The organism is Paenibacillus sp. SEL3 (assembly GCF_054602585.1).
This window is the reverse complement of sequence record NZ_CM137725.1, coordinates 1,103,464-1,130,127: the sequence shown is the minus strand read 5'-3', so window position 1 is coordinate 1,130,127 and position 26,664 is coordinate 1,103,464. Positions and strand designations below refer to the sequence as shown.

At 47.1% G+C, this 26,664-nt stretch carries 26 protein-coding genes and 1 other annotated feature; all 26 genes read left to right on the top strand.

The window, feature by feature from the left end:
* Positions 1-3 precede the first annotated feature (3 nt).
* The 26 genes from cobA to ACYCS5_RS05220 all read left to right on the top strand — a co-directional run bounded on the left by cobA (position 4) and on the right by ACYCS5_RS05220 (position 26,640).
* The gene (cobA, locus tag ACYCS5_RS05345) at positions 4-1,560 is read left to right on the top strand and encodes a uroporphyrinogen-III C-methyltransferase (protein WP_342425154.1); all 1,557 of its coding nucleotides are present in this window, start codon (positions 4-6) and stop codon (positions 1,558-1,560) included.
* 48 nt (positions 1,561-1,608) lie between these two features.
* On the top strand, positions 1,609-2,607 hold the full coding sequence (gene hemB / locus ACYCS5_RS05340) for a porphobilinogen synthase (protein WP_069011262.1): 999 nt from the start codon (positions 1,609-1,611) through the stop codon (positions 2,605-2,607).
* A gap of 30 nt (positions 2,608-2,637) precedes the next feature.
* Positions 2,638-3,942, top strand: a complete 1,305-nt coding sequence (gene hemL, locus ACYCS5_RS05335; protein ID WP_165148793.1) for a glutamate-1-semialdehyde 2,1-aminomutase — start codon at positions 2,638-2,640, stop codon at positions 3,940-3,942.
* Positions 3,939-4,853 carry an RluA family pseudouridine synthase gene (locus ACYCS5_RS05330; RefSeq protein ID WP_340932990.1) on the top strand — a complete coding sequence of 305 codons (915 nt, stop codon included), beginning with the start codon at positions 3,939-3,941 and terminating at the stop codon, positions 4,851-4,853. Before hemL ends, ACYCS5_RS05330 begins: the two co-directional genes overlap by 4 nt.
* 126 nt (positions 4,854-4,979) lie before the next feature.
* The gene (locus ACYCS5_RS05325) at positions 4,980-6,305 is read left to right on the top strand and encodes a LysM peptidoglycan-binding domain-containing protein (protein ID WP_069011265.1); all 1,326 of its coding nucleotides are present in this window, start codon (positions 4,980-4,982) and stop codon (positions 6,303-6,305) included.
* A gap of 409 nt (positions 6,306-6,714) precedes the next feature.
* The gene (locus ACYCS5_RS05320; protein WP_029518416.1) at positions 6,715-9,381 is read left to right on the top strand and encodes a valine--tRNA ligase; all 2,667 of its coding nucleotides are present in this window, start codon (positions 6,715-6,717) and stop codon (positions 9,379-9,381) included.
* A gap of 36 nt (positions 9,382-9,417) precedes the next feature.
* On the top strand, positions 9,418-10,794 hold the full coding sequence (locus tag ACYCS5_RS05315; RefSeq protein ID WP_029518417.1) for a bifunctional folylpolyglutamate synthase/dihydrofolate synthase: 1,377 nt from the start codon (positions 9,418-9,420) through the stop codon (positions 10,792-10,794).
* Positions 10,795-10,800: 6 nt separating this feature from the next.
* Positions 10,801-12,180: a UDP-N-acetylmuramate--L-alanine ligase gene (gene murC, locus ACYCS5_RS05310; RefSeq protein WP_013311605.1), complete on the top strand. Its 1,380-nt coding sequence runs from the start codon at positions 10,801-10,803 to the stop codon at positions 12,178-12,180.
* Positions 12,181-12,346: 166 nt separating this feature from the next.
* Complete coding sequence (locus tag ACYCS5_RS05305; protein WP_459760921.1) at positions 12,347-13,567, top strand: SPOR domain-containing protein; 1,221 nt, start codon at positions 12,347-12,349, stop codon at positions 13,565-13,567.
* A gap of 120 nt (positions 13,568-13,687) precedes the next feature.
* On the top strand, positions 13,688-13,930 hold the full coding sequence (locus tag ACYCS5_RS05300; RefSeq protein ID WP_023989955.1) for a DUF4321 domain-containing protein: 243 nt from the start codon (positions 13,688-13,690) through the stop codon (positions 13,928-13,930).
* A 22-nt stretch (positions 13,931-13,952) separates the two neighbouring features.
* Entirely contained in the window at positions 13,953-14,561 is a 609-nt protein-coding gene (locus ACYCS5_RS05295; RefSeq protein WP_459760920.1) for a Maf family protein, read from the top strand.
* A gap of 13 nt (positions 14,562-14,574) precedes the next feature.
* A complete protein-coding gene (radC, locus tag ACYCS5_RS05290) occupies positions 14,575-15,267 on the top strand; it encodes a RadC family protein (protein ID WP_340886238.1) in 693 nt (230 codons plus the stop codon).
* Positions 15,268-15,373: 106 nt separating this feature from the next.
* Positions 15,374-16,408, top strand: a complete 1,035-nt coding sequence (locus ACYCS5_RS05285; RefSeq protein WP_013311600.1) for a rod shape-determining protein — start codon at positions 15,374-15,376, stop codon at positions 16,406-16,408.
* A 55-nt stretch (positions 16,409-16,463) separates the two neighbouring features.
* A complete protein-coding gene (gene mreC, locus ACYCS5_RS05280) occupies positions 16,464-17,285 on the top strand; it encodes a rod shape-determining protein MreC (RefSeq protein WP_029518420.1) in 822 nt (273 codons plus the stop codon).
* Positions 17,285-17,815, top strand: coding sequence for a rod shape-determining protein MreD (gene mreD / locus ACYCS5_RS05275; protein WP_459760919.1), 531 nt, complete (start codon positions 17,285-17,287; stop codon positions 17,813-17,815). Before mreC ends, mreD begins: the two co-directional genes overlap by 1 nt.
* A gap of 82 nt (positions 17,816-17,897) precedes the next feature.
* On the top strand, positions 17,898-18,560 hold the full coding sequence (locus tag ACYCS5_RS05270) for a septum site-determining protein MinC (RefSeq protein WP_029518422.1): 663 nt from the start codon (positions 17,898-17,900) through the stop codon (positions 18,558-18,560).
* 3 nt (positions 18,561-18,563) lie between these two features.
* Complete coding sequence (gene minD, locus ACYCS5_RS05265; protein ID WP_013311596.1) at positions 18,564-19,361, top strand: septum site-determining protein MinD; 798 nt, start codon at positions 18,564-18,566, stop codon at positions 19,359-19,361.
* Positions 19,362-19,702: 341 nt separating this feature from the next.
* A complete protein-coding gene (locus ACYCS5_RS05260; RefSeq protein WP_459760918.1) occupies positions 19,703-20,548 on the top strand; it encodes a peptidoglycan DD-metalloendopeptidase family protein in 846 nt (281 codons plus the stop codon).
* Positions 20,541-21,419 carry a M50 family metallopeptidase gene (locus ACYCS5_RS05255; protein WP_459760917.1) on the top strand — a complete coding sequence of 293 codons (879 nt, stop codon included), beginning with the start codon at positions 20,541-20,543 and terminating at the stop codon, positions 21,417-21,419. The genes ACYCS5_RS05260 and ACYCS5_RS05255 overlap by 8 nt, the downstream gene beginning before the upstream one ends.
* 47 nt (positions 21,420-21,466) lie before the next feature.
* Complete coding sequence (locus ACYCS5_RS05250; protein ID WP_459760916.1) at positions 21,467-22,651, top strand: Rne/Rng family ribonuclease; 1,185 nt, start codon at positions 21,467-21,469, stop codon at positions 22,649-22,651.
* Positions 22,652-22,749: 98 nt separating this feature from the next.
* Positions 22,750-22,837: a sequence feature (ribosomal protein L21 leader region), on the top strand.
* Between the two features lie 13 nt (positions 22,838-22,850).
* The gene (gene rplU / locus ACYCS5_RS05245) at positions 22,851-23,162 is read left to right on the top strand and encodes a 50S ribosomal protein L21 (RefSeq protein ID WP_013311592.1); all 312 of its coding nucleotides are present in this window, start codon (positions 22,851-22,853) and stop codon (positions 23,160-23,162) included.
* 13 nt (positions 23,163-23,175) lie between these two features.
* Positions 23,176-23,514 (top strand): ribosomal-processing cysteine protease Prp, encoded by a 339-nt coding sequence (locus ACYCS5_RS05240; protein ID WP_013311591.1) that lies wholly within the window; start codon positions 23,176-23,178, stop codon positions 23,512-23,514.
* Positions 23,515-23,519: 5 nt separating this feature from the next.
* A complete protein-coding gene (gene rpmA / locus ACYCS5_RS05235) occupies positions 23,520-23,837 on the top strand; it encodes a 50S ribosomal protein L27 (protein WP_039272574.1) in 318 nt (105 codons plus the stop codon).
* Positions 23,838-23,983: 146 nt separating this feature from the next.
* A complete protein-coding gene (locus ACYCS5_RS05230; RefSeq protein ID WP_459760915.1) occupies positions 23,984-24,721 on the top strand; it encodes a Spo0B domain-containing protein in 738 nt (245 codons plus the stop codon).
* Between the two features lie 13 nt (positions 24,722-24,734).
* The gene (gene obgE, locus ACYCS5_RS05225; protein ID WP_039272573.1) at positions 24,735-26,045 is read left to right on the top strand and encodes a GTPase ObgE; all 1,311 of its coding nucleotides are present in this window, start codon (positions 24,735-24,737) and stop codon (positions 26,043-26,045) included.
* A gap of 157 nt (positions 26,046-26,202) precedes the next feature.
* Positions 26,203-26,640, top strand: coding sequence for an ACT domain-containing protein (locus tag ACYCS5_RS05220; RefSeq protein WP_013311587.1), 438 nt, complete (start codon positions 26,203-26,205; stop codon positions 26,638-26,640).
* Positions 26,641-26,664 lie beyond the last annotated feature (24 nt).

The window sequence follows — 26,664 nt, the reverse complement described above, 5'->3', positions numbered from 1 at the left end:
AGCATGGCAGGAAAAGTATATTTGGTAGGTGCAGGACCCGGAGACGCAAGATTAATTACGGTCAAGGGTTGGGAATGCATTCAATTGGGCGATGTCATTGTGTACGACAGACTGGCAAGCCCGCGCCTTTTGGGATTGATGAAGCCAGAGGCCCAAAAAATATATGTTGGAAAGTTGCCAGATCGTCACACTATGAAGCAAGAGGAAATTAATCAGCTGTTGGTGGATTTGGCCTTGGAAGGAAAAACAGTTGTTCGTCTTAAAGGGGGAGACCCTACTATATTTGGACGAGTCGGCGAGGAAGCCGGGCTACTGCGTAAACATGGTATTTCCTATGAAATTATACCCGGCATCACATCAGCAATCAGTGTGCCCGCCTATGCGGGGATTCCAGTCACACACCGGGATATGGCCTCATCGCTATCTATCATTACAGGTCATGAAAGTCCGGATAAACTCGACAAAAGTATTCATTGGGATAAAGTGACGAACGCAACGGGCACACTGATCTTTATGATGGGTGTAGCAAAGATTGGCTATATCAGTGAACAGCTGATAAAACACGGCAAGCCATCAAATACTCCTGTTGCCTTGATCCGCTGGGGAACCCGTGCCGAGCAGGATACGCTGGTGGGTACGCTTGCGGATATTGAAGCTAAGGTGAAGGCTGCGAATTTTCAGCCTCCCGCCGTCATCGTTGTCGGAGAAGTGGTCAATCAACGTGAACAGTTAAAATGGGCTGAGGACATGCCTTTGTTTGGCAAGCGAATTTTGGTTACTCGCGCGCGTGCGCAGGCCAGCAGTCTGGTCCATCGGATAGAAGAGCTTGGTGGCGAGCCTTATGAATTTCCAGTTATTCAGACGGTCGCCCCTTCGGACGAGCCAACCAAACAGGAAATTAAAGAGGCATTTGCGCGACTGCCAGAATATGATTGGGTGTTTTTTACCAGCGTTAATGGAGTGGAATACTTTTTCACGCACTTAAAGGAACAGGGCAAGGACGTACGTATGCTGTTCAAAGCGCGTATTGCCGCAGTCGGACCGGCTACAGCAGCCGCGCTTCGGACGCACGGAATTGTGGCAGAACAGATCGAGGGCCCATTTCAGGCAGAGGGCTTGCTCGAAGGATTTGAGCAGGATTTGCAGGCAGGGCAGAACGTATTTCTCCCAAGAGGTGATCTAGCTCGGCCGTGGCTGCCAGAAAAGCTGAGGGAGATGGGACTTCATGTGACCGAGGCTGATTTGTATCAAACGGTGCTAGCAGCCAACACACAGGATGATGAACTTCTCAAGCTGCTTCAGGAGCGTGCCATTCATGCGATTACGTTTACCAGTTCCTCAACTGTAACCTTTTTCTTAGAAGCCCTCAGACAAATGGGGATCCATGATCCGGTGTCGCTGCTGGAGGGAGTTACGATTGCTGTGATAGGTCCTTTGACCGGTGAGACAGCTACCCAAGCCGGCTTGACTGTAAGTTTTATGTCAGAGAAGGCGACCATTGAAAGTCTGATCCAATCGTTGTGTGAGTGGAAACGTTCAAGTACTGTTATGACATTATAATTTTTTTGTTTTTACTAATGAATGTATAAAAAATGGAGGTTTGTAATCATGAGTGTTCCTTTTACCAGACATCGCCGTTTGCGCCAGTCGGCTGCAATCCGCAGTATGGTGCGTGAGACCGTATTGAATCCCACTGATTTTATCCAACCGATCTACGTAACATTTGGCACTGGGGTGAAACAGGAAATTAGCTCTATGCCAGGTGTATACCGTTTTTCTCTGGATCGGCTGGAGGAAGAACTGAAAGAGATTAGTGAGCTCGGCATTCCCGCTGTGCTCCTATTTGGCATCCCAGAAACCAAAGACAGCGTAGGGACTTCGGCTTTTGTGGACGATGGTATTGTTCAGGAAGCTACTCGTCTGATCAAGTCGCGTTATCCCGAACTGCTGGTTGTGGCTGACACTTGTTTGTGTGAGTTTACGGACCATGGACACTGCGGTATGGTGCACATGCATGAGCATGATGGTGAGGTATGCGGTGAGGTATTGAATGATGAATCTCTGGAGGTGCTGGTACGTACAGCTGTATCTCAGGCCAGAGCTGGTGCAGATATTATCGCGCCATCTAATATGATGGACGGTTTTGTACAGGCGATTCGGCAGGGGTTGGATCTAGAAGGCTTTTCACATATTCCAATTATGTCGTATTCCGTCAAATATGCGTCTGCTTTTTACGGTCCTTTCCGGGAGGCCGCAGATTCTGCGCCGCAGTTTGGTGACCGCAAATCCTATCAGATGGATCCTGCTAATGCACGTGAAGCATTGCGAGAAGCAGAATCTGATGTGCTGGAGGGGGCAGATATGCTGATGGTGAAGCCTTCCCTTTCTTATCTTGACGTAATGCGCACGATTAAGGATCAATTTGATCTGCCTATGGTGGCTTACAACGTTAGTGGTGAATATGCCATGGTCAAGGCAGCGGCTCTTCAAGGCTGGATTGATGAAAAAGCAATGGTGCTAGAGATTTTGACAAGTATGAAGCGTGCGGGTGCAGATATGATTATTACCTATTCGGCCAAGGATGCGGCAAGATGGTTGAAGCAATAAGTCTATTTTCAGAAGATAGGAGTGGTCAGAATGATCGACGAACAACGAACAGTGCGCAAGGATACGAACTCCAAAGTAGCCTTTGATGAGGCAAAACAATACATTCCGGGTGGCGTAAACAGCCCGGTACGGGCTTTTAAATCTGTTGGAATTACACCTGTGTATATCGACCATGGCGAAGGATCGCGCGTATATGATATTGATGGTCAATCCTATTTAGACTATGTATGTTCATGGGGACCGCTTATTATGGGCCATGCACATCCCGAAGTGGTTAAAGCTTTACAGGCTGCTGTTGTAAAAGGAACCAGCTTCGGCGCACCAACGTTGGCAGAAACCGAAATGGCCAAGCTCGTATGTGAGCGTGTTCCTTCTATGGACATTGTACGTATGGTTAACTCCGGAACTGAGGCGACTATGAGTGCGATTCGACTCGCACGCGGATTTACGAGCCGTAGTAAAATCCTTAAATTTGAGGGATCATATCACGGTCATGCGGACAGCTTGCTGATTAAAGCAGGCTCTGGTGTTGCCACATTAGGCTTGCCCGATAGTCCCGGTGTGCCTGAAGTTGTGGCCACCCATACAATCACTGTCCCTTATAATGATCTAGCTTCGGTGAAGCTAGCTTTTGAGAAATTTGGCGAAGAGATTGCCGCAATTATTGTCGAGCCAGTAGCAGGCAATATGGGAGTTGTACCGCCACAGCCTGGATTTTTGGAAGGTTTGCGTGAGGTAACCCAGCAGTACGGAAGTCTGCTGATTTTTGATGAAGTGATGACTGGATTCCGGGTTGGACTTCATTCGGCTCAAGGTCGCTTTGGTGTGACACCGGATCTTACCTGTTTGGGTAAAGTGATTGGTGGTGGACTCCCTGTAGGTGCTTACGGCGGACGTCGTGATATTCTGGAGCGGATTGCTCCATCGGGGCCCATTTATCAAGCGGGTACGCTTAGCGGAAATCCGCTGGCTATGGCAGCAGGTTATTCGACACTTAAATTGCTGACGCCAGAAGTATACGATCGCTTGGAAGAGCGGGCAGCACGACTTCAAGCCGGATTCGAACGTAATGCGAACGAGCTAGGTATCCCTGTCATGATCAATCGCGTGGGTTCCATGGTTTGTCCATTTTTTACAGAAGAAAAGGTTGTCAATTTTGATACAGCTAAAACGAGTAATCAGGACCACTTCCGTCGTTACTTTACTGAAATGGTGAATGAGGGAGTCAGTGTAGCACCATCTCAATTTGAGGGTATGTTTGTATCGGGCGTGCATACGGTAGAGGATATTGATGCCACCATTGAGGCGAACTATCGCGCGCTCAAACGTCTATGAGCTGGCAAGGTGGCTGGAAAAGAAGAGGACCGTGGCTGGAAGTCACGCCAGGACGGGAAATCACAGACGAGGAAAAAAACAGCGCTGATGCTGTAGATCAGTGGTTGCTGAATCGTTTGGAATTACCGGAAAAGCTGTGGCGCAGACTGCGCCATGATAAAGAGATTGAACTTACAGGGGACCGGCTACGGCTGGCCCTTTTTCCTGTAATGAACCTTGGCATCACCCCTCGCTGGTATGATTTGAAGGTACTGTATGAAGATGATTTTTGTCTGGTAGTACATAAACCAGCAGGTATGGCAGTACATCCGGACGGTGGTGTGCAGGATGGTCCGCTGACGTTGGATCATGCTGTCGCATCCTACTATGAGATGAATGGCATTCATGCGGTGGTACGGCATGTACATCGTCTGGATGTGGATACGACGGGCCCGGTGCTATATGCCAAAAATGAGTTTGCGTTGCTCAAGCTGGACGAGCAAATGAGAGCTAAGGATATCGACCGCCGGTATGTAGCTTTGGTACGAGGGGAAGTACCTCCATCGCTGCGAACGTTGGATTGGCCGATTGGCAAGGACAGGCATCATAAGCAGCGCCGTCGTGTATCTCCGACTGGGCAGAAGGCGGTTACCCATATTGAACTCGGGGAAGTATGGGGAAGCGGTTCAAGTGCAGTGAGTCTCGTATATCTGACGCTGGAGACAGGACGGACGCACCAGATTCGCGTACATCTTAGTCATGCTGGCTACCCGTTGCTTGGGGATGTATTATACGGGGGGCGTGCTACTGATTTTGGCAGGCAGGCGCTACACGGAGAGCGTCTTACCTTCTGTCATCCGCTGAGTGGCGAAACGATTACTGTGGAGGATGCTTGGCCGGATGATTTTCAAAAGCTGCACAAACAGCTATAAAAGATGGCATGCCTTCTATTTTGGCGCATATACTTGAACCTAGAAACGGTTTGCAATATGGAGTTTCCGTGCGCCTGACCAGAAGTCAGAGGATGTGCGGAGACTGCCCAAAGGAGGATGCCATCCTTGAACAAACAACAGAATGATCAGCCGCAAGGCTTGCGTTTTGATATTTATGAACGCATTCATTTGACGGAGGAAGCTGCCGGGATTGCTGAGTTGGAGGAAATCGAGCTTCTGCCACGCATTCAGGTTGTAACCCACGGCGACCATGCCGCTTTGCGAGGGCATTTGCTGCTGGAGGGCGTGTACCGCACACCTGAACAGTTCACGAGCGAGCTTCATCATTTGATCCCTGTGGAAATTACCATTCCGCTAAACCGCGTAGGGAGATTGGAAGATATCTCTGTCGAGATTGAAAATTTTGATGTGGACCTGCTTTCTTTACGTAGTCTAAACATTACAGGCGTTCTTTCTTTGCATGGTGTGGAAAGCTCGCACGCGGAAGAGACGGCGGTCTGGTTGGATGAAGAATTTACCGTAGTGCATGCACCTGAGCATCCGGTTCAATCCCTTTCCGCCGATGAAGAGTATCGTCAGGCAGAGGCCTATTCTACCAATGACTCGACCTCTGATTACGTTACAGATCCTGAAACCTCCTACAGTGTGCCAGTACAACAGGAGTCCATTTCCTGGGAACAGCTGTCTGAGGACCAAGGGGAACAGCAATCATCGTCGGAACAGCAAGCTTATGAGCCAGCAGTAGATCCTAACCGATTCTATGAGCCTTGGACGGGCAAAGCAGTTGAAGATAACTCTCCCGAGGTCAAACATGAGCATGGGTCTCCGGAAGTGTGGGGATTTCAGCAAAAGGAAGCATGGGCAGGGGGAAATGAGTCCAAAGTATCTTCCGCATCTCCTAATGTAAATTATGACCCTTTGCTGTCTGAACCGCATCCTGCTACGGAGTCCGAGGTCTATCTGGAGCCACAGTTGGAAGCGAGTCAAGTAGATAGCTTCGACTTCAGGCCTGAAGCGTCAGAACAGGTGAATCACGAGGCCCATGACACTTTTACTGAGGATAAGCCAGAGATGCGTGTGGCGCTTAACAGTAAAAAGGATGAAGAGGCAGACGAGCCAGACCCGGTTGTCTACTCATCATTGCTCCAATCCAGCCGTTCGGTGAAAGAAGCGGAATACCAGCAGCAATTGGAGCAGGAGCCGCAGGATCAGAAAGCCGAAGAAGAGCGGGAGAATGCCAAGTGGAAGAACCTTTTTTTTCATACACAAGATGAAACACCTTTTCGTAAGGTGCGGTTATGCATAGTACAGCGCGAGGATACACTGGAAACCATAGCTGACCGTTATCAGCTCAGCACGCGTGAGCTTCAACTGTATAACAGATTGGCGGAGCATCATGTGGAAGAAGGACAGGTATTGTACATCCCTTGATCCGGTTGCTGAAAAATGCACAGCGGGTGTTGACTATAGTCAATGGGAAATGTATGATGTGGTATAGTTATTGAAAGACTGAGATCGGGAAGAGTAGGCAGCAAGCCCTTCAGAGAGTGGAATTGCAGCGCTGTGAGGTTCCGCAGGAAGCTACTGGCCGAAGTCACCCGGGAGTCGCCTGTTTGAACGGTTCCTCATTTAATTCCTACGGAAGATAAGAGGTTCACGGTAGAATAAGGCCGGTCCGCAACCGTTATCTGCATAAAGTGTCACACCATGTGTAATGGATCAGTGGATACATACACTAGGGGTGAAACAAAGGTGGTACCGCGAGAGAACAGCCTTTCGTCCTTTGAGGATGAAGGGCTTTTTTTATTTGCCAATTGAAAAATCATGGAGGTATCCTGATATGTCAGAACAAGACAACAAGACAACCTTGGAAATGCCAACAACGTACGATCCAAAATCAGCAGAACAAAAATGGTACAAAACGTGGATGGAGAAGGGCTATTTCCGCGCTGGGCAACATCCAGAGGCAGAGCCTTTTACAATCGTTATTCCACCACCGAATGTTACAGGTATGTTGCATATTGGACATGCTCTTGACTTTACTTTGCAGGATATTATTATTCGCGCCAAGCGGATGCAGGGCTATGATGCCTTGTGGCTGCCAGGGGCAGACCATGCGGGTATTGCTACCCAAACAAAGGTAGAGCAAAAGCTGCGTGAAGAAGGCCTGACACGTTATGATTTGGGCCGCGAGAAGTTTTTGGAGAAAGTGTGGGAGTGGAAGGATCTTTACCTAGATAATATCCATAACCAATGGGAAAAGATGGGCTTTTCTCTCGATTATTCTCGTGAGCGTTTTACGCTGGATGAGGGACTGTCCCAAGCGGTACGCGAGGTATTCGTTAAACTGTACAAGAAGGGTCTGATTTATCGCGGTAAACGCATCATAAACTGGGACCCTGCTGCACGTACTGCATTATCGGACATTGAGGTGGAATACAAAGAGGTGAACGGAAATCTGTATCACCTGCAATATCCACTGAAAGACGGTAGCGGATTTATTACGGTAGCCACTACACGTCCTGAAACGATGCTGGGCGATACAGCTGTAGCTGTACACCCGGAAGATGAACGCTACAAGCAAATGATCGGCAAAACGCTTGTGCTCCCAATCATCGGACGGGAAATTCCGGTCATTGCGGATGATTATGTTGATAAAGATTTCGGTAGCGGCGCGGTTAAAATTACACCGGCTCACGATCCGAATGACTTTGAAATGGGACAACGTCACCAGCTGCCACAAATTACAGTGATGGACGAAACGGGAACGATGAATGCCGAAGCAGGCAAATATCAGGGCCTTGATCGTAGCGATTGCCGTAAGCAAATCGTCGCTGATCTGAAAGAGCAGGGCGTACTGATTCGTATTGAAGAGCACGTACATCAAGTAGGCCACAGCGAGCGTACAGGTGTAGTTGTAGAACCTTATCTGTCCACACAATGGTTTGTGGAAATGAAGCCTCTGGCAGCTAAAGCCATTGAAGTGCAGAAGGCTGGCAACGGGGTAAACTTTGTACCGGATCGCTTTGAACGTACTTATCTGCATTGGATTGAAAATGTGCGTGACTGGTGTATTTCCCGTCAATTATGGTGGGGACACCGTATTCCGGCTTGGTACGATGAGGATACCGGAGAAGTGATTGTATCGGCGGAGGACCCTACAACTTTGCCTGAGTATGCTGGCAGAAAGCTAAAACAGGATGAGGATGTGCTGGATACTTGGTTCAGCTCGGCTTTGTGGCCGTTTTCGACACTGGGCTGGCCTGAGCAGACAGAGGACCTCAAACGCTACTATCCGACTAATGTCTTGGTTACAGGCTATGACATTATTTATTTCTGGGTATCGCGTATGATTTTTACAGCACTCGAGTTTACGGAAGAGATTCCGTTCAAGGACGTACTTATGCACGGGTTGGTTCGTGATGCGGACGGTAGAAAAATGTCCAAATCCCTCGGCAACGGTGTTGATCCGCTCGACGTGATTGACCAATATGGTACCGATGCCATGCGTTATATGATTTCCACCAGTAGCACGCCTGGGCAAGACCTTCGTTTCCGCTGGGAGCGGGTGGAGCAGGCCCGCAACTTTGCCAATAAAATCTGGAATGCGTCACGCTTTGCGCTGATGAATCTGGAAGGCGTCACTTCGGCAGATATAGACATTACTGGTGACCTGAGCACCGCTGATCGTTGGATTCTGCATCGTCTAAACGAAACTTCACGCGACATCACGCGTCTAATAGATGCTTATGAATTTGGCGAGACAGGCCGCCTTCTGTATAACTTTATTTGGGATGATTTGTGCGACTGGTACATTGAGTTTGCGAAGCTTTCCCTATATGGCGACAACGCAGATGCGAAAAAGAAAACGCAGTCCGTACTTGCATATGTATTGGACCGGACGCTGCGCATGATTCATCCGTTCATGCCGTTTATCTCTGAGGAAATATGGCAGCATCTTCCACATGAGGGAGAAACGATTACACTGGCCGCTTGGCCTGTTTATGATCCGGCTTTTGAGGATAAGGATGCAGTTGCAGAAATGAATTTGCTGATCGACGTAATTCGCGCTGTGCGCAATATCCGTGCTGAAGTCAATGTGCCGATGAGTAAAAAAATTGAGTTGCTCATAAAACCCGGCGATCAAGCCGTTCTCGATATCATTAACCGCAATGGGGAATATGTGCGTAGATTCTGTAATACGTCTGAATTCGACGCGGGATTAGAGTTCACCGTTCCAGATAAAGCGATGACATCTATAGTTAGCGGCGCAGAGTTGTACCTGCCGCTGGCCGGACTGCTTGATATTGCCCAGGAAATTAGCAGACTGGAAAAAGAACTTCAGCATTTGAACAGTGAAGTGGAGCGCGTGGAGAAAAAGTTATCTAACCAAGGCTTTGTGGCGAAGGCACCAGCTAAAGTCATCGAGGAAGAGAAGGCCAAGCAAGCCGATTACTCAGATAAGCGCGCTAAAGTTATCGCACGTATTGAAGAACTCAAGGGATAATTTCACTCACAATAAAATGACCTGAAGGTGAAGAGGATGTCAGATACGATCAGGGGCGGAGATACGGCTCCTTTACAAAGCTATGATGAGGCAGTGGAATGGATTAACGGCTTGATTCCGTTTGGTATCAGACCTGGACTGGAACGAATTGAACAACTAATGAGTAAATTGGGTGATCCGCAACGACATCTGAAATTTGTGCATATTGCGGGAACCAACGGTAAAGGCTCGACTTGTGCCTTTCTGACCTCTGTGCTACTTAAATGTGGGTACGATGTCGGGACTTTTACGTCTCCGTACATCACCCGATTTACGAACCGCTTTCAATTCAATGGGACCGATATTCCCGATGAAACGCTGGTTTTGCTTGCCAATCGCTTGTATCCGTTGGTGAAAGAAATCGCAGATAGTGAATTGGGATCACCTACAATGTTTGAGGTATCGACAGCGTTGGCTATTTTATACTATGCTACGGTATCTTTCCCAGATGTTGTGGTATGGGAGACAGGTCTTGGGGGAAGGATGGATGTAACTAATATCGTGAATCCAATCCTCTCGGTTATTACAAATGTCGGCTATGACCATACGGATATTTTGGGAGATACGCTCGAACAGATTGCAAGGGAAAAAGCCGGTATCATCAAACCGGGTGTACCTGTCGTCAGTTGTGTTTCCCAACCCGAGGCTATTCAGGTCATACGTGAAACGGCGACAAAGCAAGGAGCTACCTTGTACCTGGCAGGAGAACAATTTACGTATGAACGGCTAAACGGAGATGAAACAGCTCAAACCTTTTCATTCGCGGGGCCCTTCCGACATATGGAAATTGACATCACGTTGTTAGGCGAGCACCAATGTTCTAATGCGGCAGGAGCTATGATGGCACTTGAGGTCCTACGTCAGTATATGGCTTTTGTGTTGGATGATGCAGAACTGCTGGAGGGCTTTAGGCAAACTGCCTGGGCAGGGCGTCTCGAACAAGTCAGTACATCACCGAGAATTGTTCTTGACGGGGCTCATAATCCAGAAGGAGCACAGACGCTGGCCAAGAGTCTTCCTCAAGTGTATTCGTACAAAAAATTGGTTTTAATGATGGGGATGCTGTCAAACAAGCATCATGAAGCATACTTGCAGCATATACTGCCACTAGTGGATACGCTTATCCTGACCGAGCCCGATTTTCGGCGCAAAATGAATGCCGCTGAATTGGCTCATCTCGTGGAGAAGCTGCGGCCGTCTTATGCCAAAACGGATTTAAAAATAATTGTAGAAGGTGACTGGAAAAAGGCTCTTGGCCTGTTTCAATCACATACGGAAGCGGAAGATCTGGGGGTGGTGTCCGGCACGCTGTACCTTATTGCGGATGTACGGGCTACCCTTATGTATCAAACCGATTCGGAAAAAGGTTGGTGAAATTTGTTGATTACTTCGGAACATGTTCATTTTATCGGTATCGGCGGCTACGGGATGAGCGCGATTGCTCGGGTCATGCTGGAGATGGGTTATACCGTGACTGGCTCAGATGTGGCATCACAGGAGCTGACAGAAAAACTGGCGGCAAAAGGCGCAAAAATATATATTGGACACACGCCTGAGCATATTGCAGGCGCGGATATCGTCGTCTATTCAACAGCATTGTCACGTGACAATGTGGAGCGGGTGGCAGCGGAGGAATTGAATATTCCAACTCTGCACCGTTCGCAGATGCTGGCTCGCTTGCTTAACGAACGTAAGGGAATAGCTGTTGCGGGTGCGCACGGTAAAACGACAACCTCTTCCATGATCGCTCTGGTTATGGAGAGATGTAACGTTGATCCAACGTATATTATTGGCGGCGAAATCACGAATTTGGGGACGAATGCCAAAGCAGGTAAAAGCGAGTTTGTCGTTGCTGAGGCGGATGAGAGTGATGGTTCTTTCCTGCAATATCATCCTTGGCAAGGCATCGTAACCAATATTGAAGCAGATCATTTGGAAAATTACGATGGCGACTTTAATCGTCTGAAAAGTGCTTATGTACAGTTTTTGAGTCAAATTCGACCGGATGGAGCGGCTATTGTATGCGCAGATGATCAGAACATCCGGGAAATGCTGCCTCAACTCCAGACTCGGGTCATTACTTATGGAGTGGAGCATGAAGCGGATTATATGGCGACAGATATCCAATTAGGTGACCGTCGATTAAGCTTCACTATGAGCCGTAAGGGAACAGCACTCGGAACAATCGAACTATCAGTGCCGGGTAAACATAACATGTATAATGCGATGGCGACTGTAATTTCATGTTTGGAAGCAGGGATTCCATTCGATCAAATCGCTGCTACAATTGTGGAATTTCACGGAGCGAAGCGTCGGTTTCAAGTACTAGGTGAAAGCAATGACATACTGATTATTGATGACTATGCGCATCACCCAACAGAGATTGAGGCTACGATTAGCGCAGCGAGAGCGACGGGCAAGCGTATTATTGCTGTATTCCAGCCGCAACGCTATAGCCGCACCTTTTTCCTGCTCGATGCGTTCAGCCGCGCGTTTAGCGAGGCTAGTGAAGTCATCATTACCGATATTTACTCACCAGCGGGAGAAAAACAGATTGAAGGCGTGCATTCTTCCAAGCTCGTGGATTTAATCGTCCAAAACAGCAATGCTAATGCAATCTACTTGCCGACCAAAGAAGCTGTGATCGAGGAGTTGAAAGATCGATTACAGCCGGGTGATCTTGTGCTGACGATGGGAGCGGGAGATATCTGGAAAGCAGGTGACGCGTTAGCGCGCCATCTTCGCGGACAGCAAGTGTAAACCGTATAATAATGAGCTGTTGCACCAATGAATTACAATTATTTAAGGGTATTCCGAACACGACTGTGTTTCGGGATACCCTTTTTTGTAATGCTGGGGCATATATTCTTAGCTTGACTCATACAACAGACTATGAGGAAGTATGGGACAAGGAGGGAGTGCATCCATGAACAAGACCAAGATGACATTCCGGTTCGACCAACAGTTGCCGGAGACAAGCCGGGAGGATAAGCTACAGGTGCTTCCGTACAAAAACGAGTCGATTACGAACGAACAGCGTGAAACTGATAACCCGCATAAAGAAACGGAACGGAACAGAGGAATGGAGAAAAATACTGCAACTACGCAAGAATCAAAGATCAAAGAACCTGAGAATCGGAATAAACGCATTTCAAGTCGGCGTTTTGCTCCGACATTAAGAGTACAAGAGGGATGGGATGACCCCTTTGGTCGTTCGGCGGCTTCCTGGTCAGATGCGGAAGTTCTACCGGATAGCCTGGAAGAGGATGAGGAAGCTTATCATTCTGGTCAAGAGTACAGAAGACGTCCGCCCCACCCTTCTAGATGGAAACTGGTTGGCTCTGTAGCCAGCGCACTGGTGACCGGAGGCATGTTTGGATATATTATGTTGTTACTGTTTAACGGAGGAGGCATGGTTCCGGGATCAGATCCTTCAGTAGAGGAGGCTGTACCGGTCTTTAAAGAATCTGTTGGTGTGGATGCAATATCTGCAAAAGAGAATTCTGTCCCTGTCACTGTCATAGAGGCTCAGGTACCACCTCAAACCTACTATTTGTTGCAATATGGGGTTTTCAGCACACCAGAACGGGCCTTACAAGCAAAAGAAGAACTGTTAAAGGCAGGTATTGCAGCAGGAGGGGATACCGAGGACCAAAACCGGGTATATGCAGGAATATCACCGGATAGGGAGCAAGCCAAGTTGCTCAGCAATCAGTTGAAAACACAAGGAGTCGAATTGTATGTTCGTGAGCTTGAATTGCCTGGATTTGAAAAAGCGGCTTACGGAGGCGAAGGTGATAAACTCACTAGCTTTTTTCAGTTAAGTAGCTCATTGGTGGGTAAGTTGAGCGGACTTTCCTCAAACTTGCTCGGAGAAGGAGGTCCGAATACGGTGCCAGCCTCCGACATGAAGGAGCTGAACGACCTGCATCAGCAGTGGACACAAAATATCACTGTACTTCCCAGTGGTCTTCCGAAGGAAGCGGTTGCCTCCGCAACCTCACTTGAAAAGGCGATGAACAGCGCGATCTCTGCACTTGGGGAATATAATAAGAATTCAGCCAAGGAACACATTTGGGAGATTCAGTCCTCCATGATGGAATATGTTTTGCGTGAGAGGGAATTTATCCAATTCATAAAACAATAGGCTAACCATATTTTCCGGCAAGGAACTGGAAATAGTTCCCCATGCCGGATTTCTGTTTGTATTGCAGTACAAATCACCGTATAATAATGAAGGTGTCAAAAAATGGCGAGGGAAGATCAGATGAAAAAAAATGTAGGAATGCTTATACTGTTTTTATTGCTCGGTTGGCTCTTGGGTGCATGGATTGCCAAAGCCCTTCAATCGATCAAATTCCTTTCTTTTCTGACCCACCCCACTAGGATATCTTGGTCGCCGAGAGCGGACCTGGATATTATCAGCTACAACATAACAATAAATTTTGAATTGAGCCTGCTTAGTCTGATCGGCATCATTGCCGCGTTCTGGCTGTACCGCAGGCTCTAACTGATGAAAAGGAGCTTCCCTTATGGACGGGAAAATTACGCCCCGCATTATTTTGGCATCGACTTCACCAAGAAGGAAGGAATTGCTCGCATTTTTGAGACTCCCCTTTGAGGTGGTGCCAAGTCATGCGGATGAGAGCACGCCTGAGAGCTGGACGCCTCAGCAAATCGTGGAGACCCTTGCGGCACGCAAAGCCCAAGCGGTCGTGAACACCGTCACTCAGTCGAAGGAAGCCGGACTGGTGATTGGCAGTGATACCATTGTCGTGCTGGATGGTTCGGTATTGGGCAAGCCAGCCGACCATGCGGACGCAGTTCGCATGCTGACTGCATTGCAGGGAAGGACACACCGGGTGTACACCGGGGTAGCCTGCATACATACCGGAACCGGCGAAGTGCTTGTCAGACATCGCCAAACGGAGGTTACAATGAAGCCTCTGAGTCAAAAGCAAATTGTGGCATACGTGAATACTGGTGAACCGTCTGACAAGGCAGGAGCGTATGGCATTCAAGGCATGGGTGCTACGCTGGTGGAATCTATTCAGGGTTGTTATTTTAACGTCGTAGGATTGCCGCTTTCCTTGCTGTCGGACATGCTGTCCGATTTTGGAGTGAATGTGTTGCGTCCATAAAGGGGATAAACATATGCTGGAGTCGCCAATACTGATGCTTCGCGACCTCCCCCATGAAGAACGACCAAGAGAGCGCATGATGACATATGGGGCGGATGCCTTAAGCAACGCGGAGTTGCTGGCAATATTGCTGCGTACAGGAACGCAAAATGAGTCTTCGGTGCATTTAGCGCAGCGTATTTTGCAGCAGGCAGGAAATTTGCGTCAACTGGTGGATATGAGCTTGAGCGAGTTGACCCAGATTAAGGGCATTGGGGATGCTAAAGCGATACAGTTAAAAGCGGGTATCGAACTGGGGCGCCGATTAGCTTTGTCTCGCCATTTGGAGACCCCGGTGATTAGTTGCCCGCGGGATGTGGCAGATCTGTTGTTTGAGCAGCTTCGTTATTTGCAGAAAGAGCATTTTGTATGCTTGTTCCTTAACACTAAAAATCATGTCATTGCTCAGGAAACACTATCTATGGGTAGCCTGAATTCTGCCATCGTGCATCCACGTGAAGTATTTCGGGCAGCAATCAAATGCAGCAGTGCTTCAATAATTTGCGCTCATAACCATCCGAGCGGTGATCCGAAGCCAAGCCCCGAAGATGTCCAGTTGACTCGCCGCCTGATGGAAGCGGGCAACATCGTGGGTATCGACGTGCTTGATCATATAGTGATCGGGGACGGGATCTTTGTAAGTTTGAAGGAACAAGGTCTGATATAATATAATATTTAAATCAAACATTTAAACACGACCGGATAATCCGGCCTGAATAAACCGCTTATACATTGGATAACAGATTTCAGGGAAGAGAAAAGGAGATTACATCATGCTGGGTGGCTTTACAAAAGATTTGGGAATAGATTTGGGGACGGCAAACACGCTTGTATACGTAAGAGGTAAAGGAATTGTGGTTCGTGAACCATCTGTAGTCGCTTTGCGTACAGATACAAAAACCATTGAGGCTGTTGGTGAATCTGCGAAAAAAATGATCGGTCGCACACCGGGAAATATCCGTGCGATTCGTCCGATGAAGGACGGTGTCATTGCTGATTTTGATACGACAGCAACGATGATCAAATATTTTATCCGTCAGGCGCAAGCCCAACGCTCTTTGTTTCCACGCCATCCGAACGTGATGGTTTGTGTGCCTTCGGGCATTACTGCGGTGGAGCAGCGTGCCGTTGAAGATGCGACGAAGCAAGCAGGCGCAAGAGAGGCATATACGATAGAAGAGCCGTTTGCAGCAGCAATTGGCGCTGATCTTCCTGTATGGGAGCCTACAGGCAGTATGGTTGTCGATATCGGTGGAGGTACAACCGAGGTGGCAGTCATTTCCCTGGGTGGGATTGTAACAAGCCGCTCCGTGCGTGTCGCTGGCGATGAAATGGACGAGTCCATCATCCAATACGTGAAGCGCCAATACAATCTGATGATTGGTGAACGGACTTCAGAGCAACTGAAAATGGAAGTGGGTTCAGCTATGCCATTAGAGCAAGTGGAAACCTCGGAAATCCGCGGACGTGATCTGGTAACAGGTTTGCCAAAGACGATCACGATTACTTCTGATGAAATTAGTGAAGCATTATCGGATACAGTCAATGCAATCGTGGATGCGGTTAAAGTAACACTGGAAAAATGCCCTCCCGAATTGGCAGCGGATATCATGGATAGAGGTATTGTACTTACTGGCGGTGGAGCACTTCTACGTAACCTGGACAAGCTGTTGGCAGGTGAAACCGGAATGCCGGTGATCGTAGCAGAAAATCCTCTAGATTGTGTGGCAATCGGCACAGGCAGAGCGTTGGAAAATATTCATTTGTTCAAATCGCGCAGCAGTTCTGCCGTCCGTTCCAAACGTTGAATCGGGGGTGTAGGAACTGTTTAAGCTGCTTGGCAATAAAAGACTATTTGTTCTATTGATTGGAATCGTTCTGTTTATTGCCCTTATGGGGATTACACTTGGACAGAGGAATTCCTTAACCTGGCCCGAGAAGTTCGCCAGAGACTCGATTGGCTTTGTGCAAGGTATCTTTTACAGGCCCGCTTCTGCAATAGCGGGCTTCTTTGAAGATATCGGGAATATGCGCAGTATCTACGAAGAAAATGAACGGTTAAAAATTGCTGTGGCAAAGCTGACTCGTGACCAAATTCAGACCCATAATTATGTTGAAACAAATGCCAGACTGCAGAATGAACTGAAGTTCACCCAAACGCAAAAGGCGAAAAATAATTATGATTATCGTGTTGCTCAAGTGAACAGCGTCAGCAATGATTCCAAAACGCTTGTGATCGATATTGGTGAGAAGGACGGAGCGAAGGTTGGTCAGGAAGTCAGTTCGCTTGAAGGATTTGTAGGAGTCATTAGTCAAACGGGGAATTTTACGTCCACCGTTACCCTATTGACTACATTGGATCCTAAAAATCCGAATTCTTATGCTATTGCAGCGACAGTCTTGGGCAAGGAAAATCAATCGTTTGGTATGATTGAAAGCTATGATCCGGGTACGAACAGATTTCAAATGACTCGCATTGAGGAAAAAGATCCAATCGCAAAGGGTGATCAGATTATTACATCTGGCGCAGGTGGTAAATTCCGCAAAAACCTAATGGTTGGAACGGTAGAGAAGATTCAGGTTGGGGAGTTTGGCAAAACACGGACAGCGATTATTAAACCGGCAGCCAGCTTTGTGGATTGGAAAGAACTGCTCATCCTCTACACTCCTGAGGTACCGGAATAATGAAGATGCGCGGTCAGGTTCTAATACTGCTGCTGTTTGTACTGTTTATAGCTGAAGGGACGATTCTTCCATGGCTTCTTCCGGATAGTTGGCATTCAAGAATGGTTCCGAATTTTGTGTATGTCGTGATTTTGTTTGTGTCTGTGTATTACAGCCGTCATACAGCATTGGTGCTAGGTATTGTTTTTGGACTTATTCATGATGTAGTGTTCTATGGGTTTATCATTGGGCCTTATTCTTTTGCAATGGGGTTGTCTGCATACTTATTGGGGCTTGTTTTTACAGCTCGACGTGCGCAGATGCCCATTATGATGGCAGCCGTGTTGATTGGTAGTTTCCTCTTGGATTCTATGCTTTTTGCCATTGACCAGCTGTTCCAGCTGAATCATCAGACTTTCAATTGGGCACTTGCTCAGTATATAATTCCTGATTTATTTATCCATTTTCTGTTCGCCCTCATCATTTATGTCCCAGTTCGCAAGCAGTTGCAGCGTTTGGGTATCCGTGTGAAAAAGGAAGAGGCTGTCTAGGTCTTTTTACACACATTTTGTCCGGGTTAGCAGGGATTTGACGTCCCGGGGACGAAATGATTGAGATAGGAGGGACAGGCTAATGGCGGTGAAATCGAATCATGTCACGATTAAAGGCATCAAAGATGGCCTGGTATTCCTGCTGGACGATCAATGCGAGTTTGAGAATTTGCTGGGTGAGCTGCGTTTTAAGCTGGAGCACAGTCATCAAAATATTTTAACAGGCCCGATCATTCATGTGGATATTAAGCTGGGAAGCCGAGAAGTGACAGAGGAACAGAAGGAAAGTATTCTGGAGATTTTGAAGCAAAAGGGGAATCTGCTCATCAGGTCTGTAGAATCACCTGGACTGCCTGTGGAAGTGCAGGGAAAGCCCCCTATTCACACGGTGACAGGGATTATCCGATCTGGTCAAGTGCTTCATCACAATGGGAACCTACTCTTTTTGGGAGATGTAAACCCGGGTGGAATTATAACATGTACTGGTGATATTTATGTCCTCGGCGCTCTGCGAGGCATGGCGCATGCAGGGATGGAGGGAAATAGTGAAGCGATTATAGCGGCTTCCTATTTTGCACCGACACAGCTGCGAATTTCCGAAATGATCAGCCGTCCACCAGACGAATGGGAGACACGTGAATCCGGTATGGAATTTGCGTATCTCAAGGATGGCGCTATGCAAATAGATAAAATGAGCAATATTGTGCGTCTGGGCCGCGATTTTAACGTGTTCAAAGGGGTGTAGCACATGGGAGAGGCTATCGTCGTCACTTCAGGAAAAGGCGGCGTCGGCAAAACGACGACGTCAGCCAATATAGGAACAGCGCTTGCACTGCTCGGCAAAAAGGTATGTTTGGTGGATACGGATATCGGTTTGCGTAATCTAGACGTTGTGATGGGTCTGGAAAACCGAATTATTTACGACCTTGTTGATGTAGCGGAAGGTCGTTGCCGTTTAAATCAGGCACTGGTTAAGGACAAGCGTTTTGAGGAGCTGTATATGCTGCCAGCCGCTCAAACCAAGGACAAGAGTGCTGTTACGCCGGAGCAGGTTAAGGATATTATTTTGGAGCTTAAAAAGGATTTTGAATATATATTGATCGATTGCCCTGCGGGTATTGAGCAAGGCTTTAAAAATGCCATTGCTGGGGCGGATCAGGCTATTGTTGTGACTACTCCGGAAAATGCAGCCGTACGCGATGCAGACCGGGTAATTGGTTTACTGGAAAGCTCACATGTGATATCACCCAAGTTGGTGGTTAACCGCATTCGCAATAGCATGGTTAAATCCGGAGATATGTTGGATATTGATGGGATTTTACAAGTGCTTAGCATAGACCTTATTGGGATTGTGCCGGATGATGAAATGGTAATTAAAGCAGCTAATACAGGGGAGCCTACCGTTATGAATCCAGATTCACAGGCCGCGATTGCTTACCGTAACATTGCGAGACGGATTTTGGGCGATACAGTGCCCCTCATGCAGCTAGACCAGAAGAAAAGCGTGATGACACGTTTTAAGAAGTTTTTTGGTATGGGTGGATGAGGAAAACCGGAAGTTATGGCTGGTAAATTGCTTCCACACTTCCTAAGTGATTTTCCATTGGTTCTAAGGTAGGAGCTGTAGTAGTATTCATTTGTAATACTAGACACTTAAATAAGTAATAATCTTATTTAAGTGTTTTTGGTTTGTCTTTTTAAATTCCTATAATACGGCTTCACAAAATTTAGGGTCACTACATAAATATTATAAATACAAAACAAATCCGGTGCGTTAGCGCCGGTTTTTTTTGATTTTTAGGTACTTATTCCCGAACGGGACAACATAAGTTGAAGCCCGTCCTCATAAGATGTATCAAACATACCTCGCTGAGGGGGCTGAACAGGATGAATAAAAATTCCGGAATCAAGCAGCGCAGAGAAGAACGTATACAGCAGCTAATCGCGGGAAGCAAAGCGGAGACGTATCCCTCTGGCATATATCAGTACAGGCACGGGGATAAAGATATGAGGTCGATGCCTATAGTCAGTGCCAACTCGTCCAGAGACCCAGAAACGGAGTGGAAAAATGAGCGGCAACACTGGCAGCAATCTTTTGGGGCGAATCGTGCTCCGTCTTTTTGGACTTCCTTTTGGCGAAGATCAGTCATAGCAACGGTGTTATTTGGAATGGTATGGGGAATGTTTCGTTGGGATATTCCCTATGCAGTGAATTTGAGAATGTTTATTGCGGATGCCTTGAATAAGGATATGGATTTTGCAGCCGTCGGACAATGGTATGAAACTTATTTTGACGGAGCTCCTTCCTTTTTGCCGATTTTTGGCGAGGAGCATGAAACGCACAAGGTAGCCGCAAATCGAAAGGGCTCTCCACCGATCGAAGGCACTATAACACAGCCTTTTGTACTGAGCCTGAAAGGGGTAGAAATTACGCCGAATGTCACTGACAACGGGCCAATCGCTGTTAAAAGTATAGATGCAGGACGAGTATTAGACATATTAAATCATCCCAAAAGCGGGATTTCGGTTACAGTTCGACACACTGGCGGTATCACAGCAACTTACGGGAGGCTTTCCCGCTCTACCTTAAAAGTGAACGACTGGGTTCAGGAGGGAGATGAGATCGGTGTGCTGCCAGCAAGTCGCAGCGGCAGCGAGGCGGCAACTTTATTTTTGGCAGTTCAGAGAGGGGATCACTACATTGACCCGTCGGAAGTGGTAGCCCTTGATTAATGTCCGAGGGGTGACCTTATCACTACATCCACTGTTTGTATTGGTTATGCTGACCTCTATAATAACGGGACATTTTATCGAGATCATTACTTTATTTACATTGGTGTTTATTCATGAGCTAGGTCATGCGACAGCTGCTTCGTTGTTAGGCGCGCGGGTGCTTTCCATACAGATGTTACCCTTTGGAGGAGTGGCGGTCATTGAAGATCAGGGGAAGCTCAATGCGTGGAAGGAGATTGTCATTGCGCTAGCGGGGCCCCTGCAAAACGGAATCATGATCATCATCCTTTTATGGTTCAGAAATGTGAGTGGACCGGAGTATGATTATGTAAATTATATCATTCAGGGGAATGCAGTTATTGCACTGTTTAATTTGCTGCCCATTTTACCACTTGATGGTGGGAAAATATTGCAGGCAATGATTAGTTTATCCTTTTCTTATCACCGCACATTAGTGTGGACCTTTAGGGCCAGTATCGTAACGAGTCTGCTATTTTGTATGTATGGTATTTCACCGTTGTTAAGGCAAAATGGGCCTATGCATTTAAATCTGCTGGCGGTAGGGATTTTTTTGCTTTATTCTAATATTGTGGATTATCGGAATATCCCTTACCGTTTTATACGGTTTTTGCTGGGGAGGGACGAGCTTTTTTACCGCGAAATAGCTAAGGGAAGTATTGCCTTACCTATTGTATCCCTGCCAATGAAACATTTGGAGCCTATTTTGCGTCTTTTCAGAAGAGATCGGTATCATATGGTTTATGTTATGAATGAACAGGGACGAATTGTAGCCGTACTGCCGGAGCAACGCCTTATTCGCTCTTATTTTGCGACACGCCCGCCAGATGGTGGAGAACCCAAGCCTAAATAATGTTTTATGAGTAAGAAAGAGGCTGTATCCAGAGAGGTTGAAAAACCATGAAGCAAATGATTGTACAATGCCAGCAGCAGATGACCCAAATGGCGCTGTTGGAAGAGGGACGATTGGTTGAATATGCGGCTGAACTACCGCGAAAACGGGGGATTCTAGGTTCTTTTTTCAAAGCGAGGGTGGTCAATGTGCTACCAGGTATGCAAGCCGCCTTTGTTGACATTGGACAGCGAAAGAATGCCTTTTTGTACGTAGATGACGTACTTCATGCTCATTTGGACAAGCAGCCGGAGGTAAAGCCATCCATTTCTGAAGTGTTAAAGGTGGGGCAGGAAATTGTAGTACAGGTATTAAAAGAGGCAGTTGGTAGCAAAGGAGCCAGGGTCACCACTCATTTTTCACTTCCGGGTCGCTGGATCGTATATATGCCCCGTGCTGATTATGTGGCCGTATCCAAGAAGATCGAACGTGAGGGCGAGCGCACCCGTTTGAAAGCAATGGGAGAGCAGCTACGCACAAGTGAGGAAGGACTCATAATCCGTACCGTTTCGGAGGACATGAGTATAGATGCGATTGAAAATGATCTGAATCAACTGCGTAAGCAGTGGACGGCTATTCAGCGTAAAGCGGGTGAATACTCGGCTCCGTGTGAATTACACCGGGATTTAAGTATTGTTCAGCGATTGATTCGGGATGTGTTTACACCTGAGCAGGATGAACTGGTTATTGACAGTGAAGAGCAAGCAAAGGATGCAGAAATCATGCTGCAACAGATTGGTCCTGCGAAAGCTCATGTAAGTATATTTCGTGGTGCAGAAGAAACGATTTTTAAAGCTTATGGCATTCATGAGCAGCTGGAACGCGATTTTGCGCGAAAGGTATGGCTGCAGGGCGGTGGATACATTGTCATTGATCATACAGAGGCATTAACCGTTATTGATGTGAATACGGGAAAGTTTACGGGAGGCAGTAATCTGGAAGAGACGGTGACCCGGACTAACATTGAAGCAGCTAAAGAGATTGCTCGCCTGGTACGTGTTCGTGATATTGGTGGTATCATCATCATTGATTTTATTGACATGGAACAAGAGGAGAACCGTCGGGAAGTATCCTCTGTGCTGGAAGCAAGATTGAAGAAGGATCGGACCAAATCTTATGTTGTCGGTTGGACGCGGTTAGGTTTGCTGGAAATGACCCGCAAAAAAGTGCGTGAAGAAAAGACGCTCGTGTAGAGCGATGCGTAACCCAAAATCATTTTAAAACTAAAGGTTGAATGTGTATAAAGCTTGTGCTACAATCATTTAGTATGTGTGATGCGTAAGATTGGCTGCACATGCTGTAACCGCTCCAATCAGGTACTGAAGTGCAGTATCCTAAGGGAATCTGCCACCTGCAATTAGGCGAGTCTGAGACATAAGGAGGTGCAAGCAAATGTACGCAATTATCGAAACAGGTGGTAAGCAATACAAAGTTCAAGAGGGCGACGTATTGTTCATCGAGAAGCTGGAAGCTAATGATGGTGAAACTGTAACGTTCGATCGTGTTCTGGCAGTGTCCGGCGACAATGGCTTGACAGCAGGTACACCGCTTCTTTCTGGAGCTTCTGTAACAGCTAAAGTTGAGAAGCATGGTCAAGGTCAAAAGGTCATCGTATACAAATACAAACCTAAAAAGAACTACCATGTGAAGCAAGGTCATCGTCAACCGTACACGAAAGTGACGATTGAAAAAATCCAAGCGTAAGAGGGTGCGATAAGTGATTATCGTGCGTATTACACGACTGGAGGATGGCAGCATACAGGGGTTTTCCGTTAAAGGACATGCAAATTTCGCTAAATCTGGCGAGGATATCGTATGTGCTGGCGTTTCGGCGGTAACAGTAGGAACTGTCAATTCGATTGGAGCTCTTACGGACGTTGAGATGGAAACGGAAATGGAAAACGGCTTTTTAAGCGCGTATCTTTCTCCTGAAAGTTATCATGATGCGAACGCACAGGTTCAACTGTTGTTGGAGTCCATGGTGATTATGCTGACAAGTATTGCTGAATCATACGGTAAGTATATTCAAATAGAAAATAATCAAAGAAGGAGGTAGACATCATGTTGAAATTGACATTGGATCTTCAATTATTCGCATCGAAAAAAGGTGTAGGTTCCACAAAAAACGGACGTGACAGTAAATCGAAACGTCTTGGAGTGAAACGTGCTGACGGTCAAGCAGTTACCGGCGGTAGCATCCTGGTTCGTCAACGCGGAACGAAAATTCACCCGGGCACGAACGTGGGCATCGGTAAGGACGACACCCTGTTCGCGAAAGTGGACGGCGTTGTGAAGTTCGAACGTTGGGGCCGTGATCGCAAAAAGGTGAGCATCTACCCGATCGACGTTGCTCCAGTAGCAGCTACTGTAGAAGCTTAATAGCGGCTTAGACACGCTGAAAAGCCTCCGGCACTTTTGTCGGAGGCTTTTTTGCATGATGGTAATGAACTGGAAAGTTAGTCTGTGCTATACTGGATTAAGGTTCTTTAATAATCCATTTAATTATCGCAGAACGGAGAGAAGCCATGTTCCAGCGGATAAGAGCGCCTTATCTGGCGTTGGGTTCCATTCTGATTCCTTTGGTTTTTTCACTGCTCTATCCCGAAGTATTAACGATTATCTTATTAGCAGTATGGTCTGTAGTTGCTGCATGTTTTGGTATGTGGTATACGAATAGACAGGTTGAGTATGAGCGGAAAGCTGCTTTGCGTTCTTTTGAACGTACAGCGATTGCAATGCTTAACCATCATCGGCATGACTGGATGAATGACTTGCAGGTGCTTTATGGATATATTCGCATGAATAAGCATGATAAATCTGTTGATTATGTGGAAACAATAAAAGGGCGCGTGGCGGAAGACAGTAAAATATCTAAGTTGGGTATTCCCTCATTGGTGTTTTATTTACAGTCTTTTCGGGTGAACGCCGGTAATTTACAGTTGTCGGTACAGGTTGAGGAGCAGTTAAAGTTAGACGCTGTCATGTCTCCCGAAGACGGCGAGTCGCTTGCCTCGGCCGTCATAGAAACGGTGCGTGCGTATCAATATGGCGGGGGCCGGTCGTCCTGGGGAGAAGTGCGCAGATTGACACTTTATTTCGGTATGGATCAGAATGATGTTATCGTCCGTTTTGAAGGAAGTGACATACCTGCGGATTTGAATATCCTTAAGCGGGTCAGATCCGTACCCGGAAGTGAACGCATTCGAACAGAGAAGCTCCCTACGGGCGAAATGCTTCAAATTCGGATGCAGTGCCAGACATAAGGAAGGTGTAACCATGTTTGTAGATAAAGCGAAGATTTTTGTTAAAGGCGGAGACGGCGGAGACGGATTAATTGCGTTTCGTCGTGAGAAATACGTTCCTGAAGGTGGCCCAGGTGGTGGTGACGGAGGGAACGGTGGAGATGTAATTTTCCGTGTAGATGAGGGTTTGCGTACCTTGATGGATTTTCGGTACCAACGGCATTTTAAAGCCCAGCGTGGAGTAAAAGGTCGCAACAAAAGCCAACACGGAGCCAATGCGGAGCACATGATCGTACGTATACCACCGGGAACGGTCATCATAGATGATGATACTGGTGAAGTAGTAGCAGATATGACACGTCATGGTCAACAAGTCGTCGTAGCTAAAGGAGGACGCGGAGGACGCGGGAACATCCGTTTTGCTACGCCGAGTAATCCAGCGCCTGAGTTGGCTGAGAACGGCGCTGAGGGACAAGAACGTTATATCACGCTTGAGTTAAAAGTAATGGCTGACGTAGGTTTGGTCGGGTTCCCTAGTGTAGGAAAGTCTACCTTGTTGTCGGTTGTATCTTCCGCAAAACCGAAAATTGGGGCCTACCACTTTACAACGATTACTCCGAATTTGGGCGTTGTGGATGTGGGTGATCATCGTAATTTTGTGATGGCGGATTTGCCTGGTTTGATTGAAGGGGCTCATGAAGGTATTGGGCTGGGACATGAATTTCTGCGGCACATTGAGCGGACGCGTATTATTATTCATGTCGTGGATATGGCGGGCTCCGAAGGACGTGACCCGTTTGAAGATTGGACTAAAATTAACGACGAATTGAAGCAATATAATGCAGCATTGGCTGAGCGTCCGCAAATTGTGGCGGCCAATAAAATGGATATGCCGGAAGCTGAAGAAAACCTGGCTCACTTCAAAGAGCAGATTGCTTCTATACGTCCTGATCTTGAAATCATGCCTATTTCCTCACTGACACGTCAAGGTGTGAAGGAACTGCTCTACCGGGCTGCTGATTTGCTGGATCAAATACCGGACGAGCCGGTTGTTGAGGAAGTAGCAGAAGTTAATGAACGTAAGGTATTTAAGCTGGATACAGCAGAAGACGAGGGCTTTACAATTGTACGTGAAAACGACACATTCGTGGTGCAGAGCCCTAAAATTGAGCGCATGATGAAGCGCATGCAGTTGAACTCGCATGATGCCATTTTGAAATTAGCAAGAACGTTACGTCACATGGGTGTGGATGCTGAGTTACGCAAGCGTGGCGCCAAAGATGGTACATCTGTACGCATTGCTGATTTCGAGTTCGAATTTGTTGAAGGCAGCAGCTACTACTAAATTTCAAATAAAGGTCTAAAACCTGAACGGTTACTGTACTATAGGAAACTCTATAGAAGGCAGTAGCCGTTTTTTGCATTGTTTGCTTGCCGATTTTCATGAGTTTCGATATAATGTCCTCTATACAAAAACATAAGTCTTTGAGGAGAGGACGTTCTTGAAAGAGCGCTATTACTTGGTACGGGAAGATATTTTGCCTGAAGCTATTGTTAAGACCATACAGGTGAAACTGCTGCTGGCTTCAGGAGATGTTAAAACCGTGCATGATGCCGTGGAGCAAGTTGGGCTAAGCCGAAGCGCCTTTTATAAATATAAGGATGGCATACATTTGGTTAACCAGCTGGAGCGTGAGCGAATTGTTAATATCTCTATTGATTTGGAACATCAATCCGGAATGTTGTCCAGGGTACTTGGCAGAGTGGCAGATTTCGGAGGCAATGTGCTGACGATTCAGCAAAGTATTCCACTGCAAGGCAGAGCCAACGTAGTCATCTCGGTAGAAATGTCCAGACTCAGTGAAGAGTTGGGTGTTCTACTGGAGGGCTTGGAAGATATCTCTGGAGTCAAACGTGTTCGCCTGATTGGGCAAGGTTAAGGCAATACAGTTCATTAGATAAAA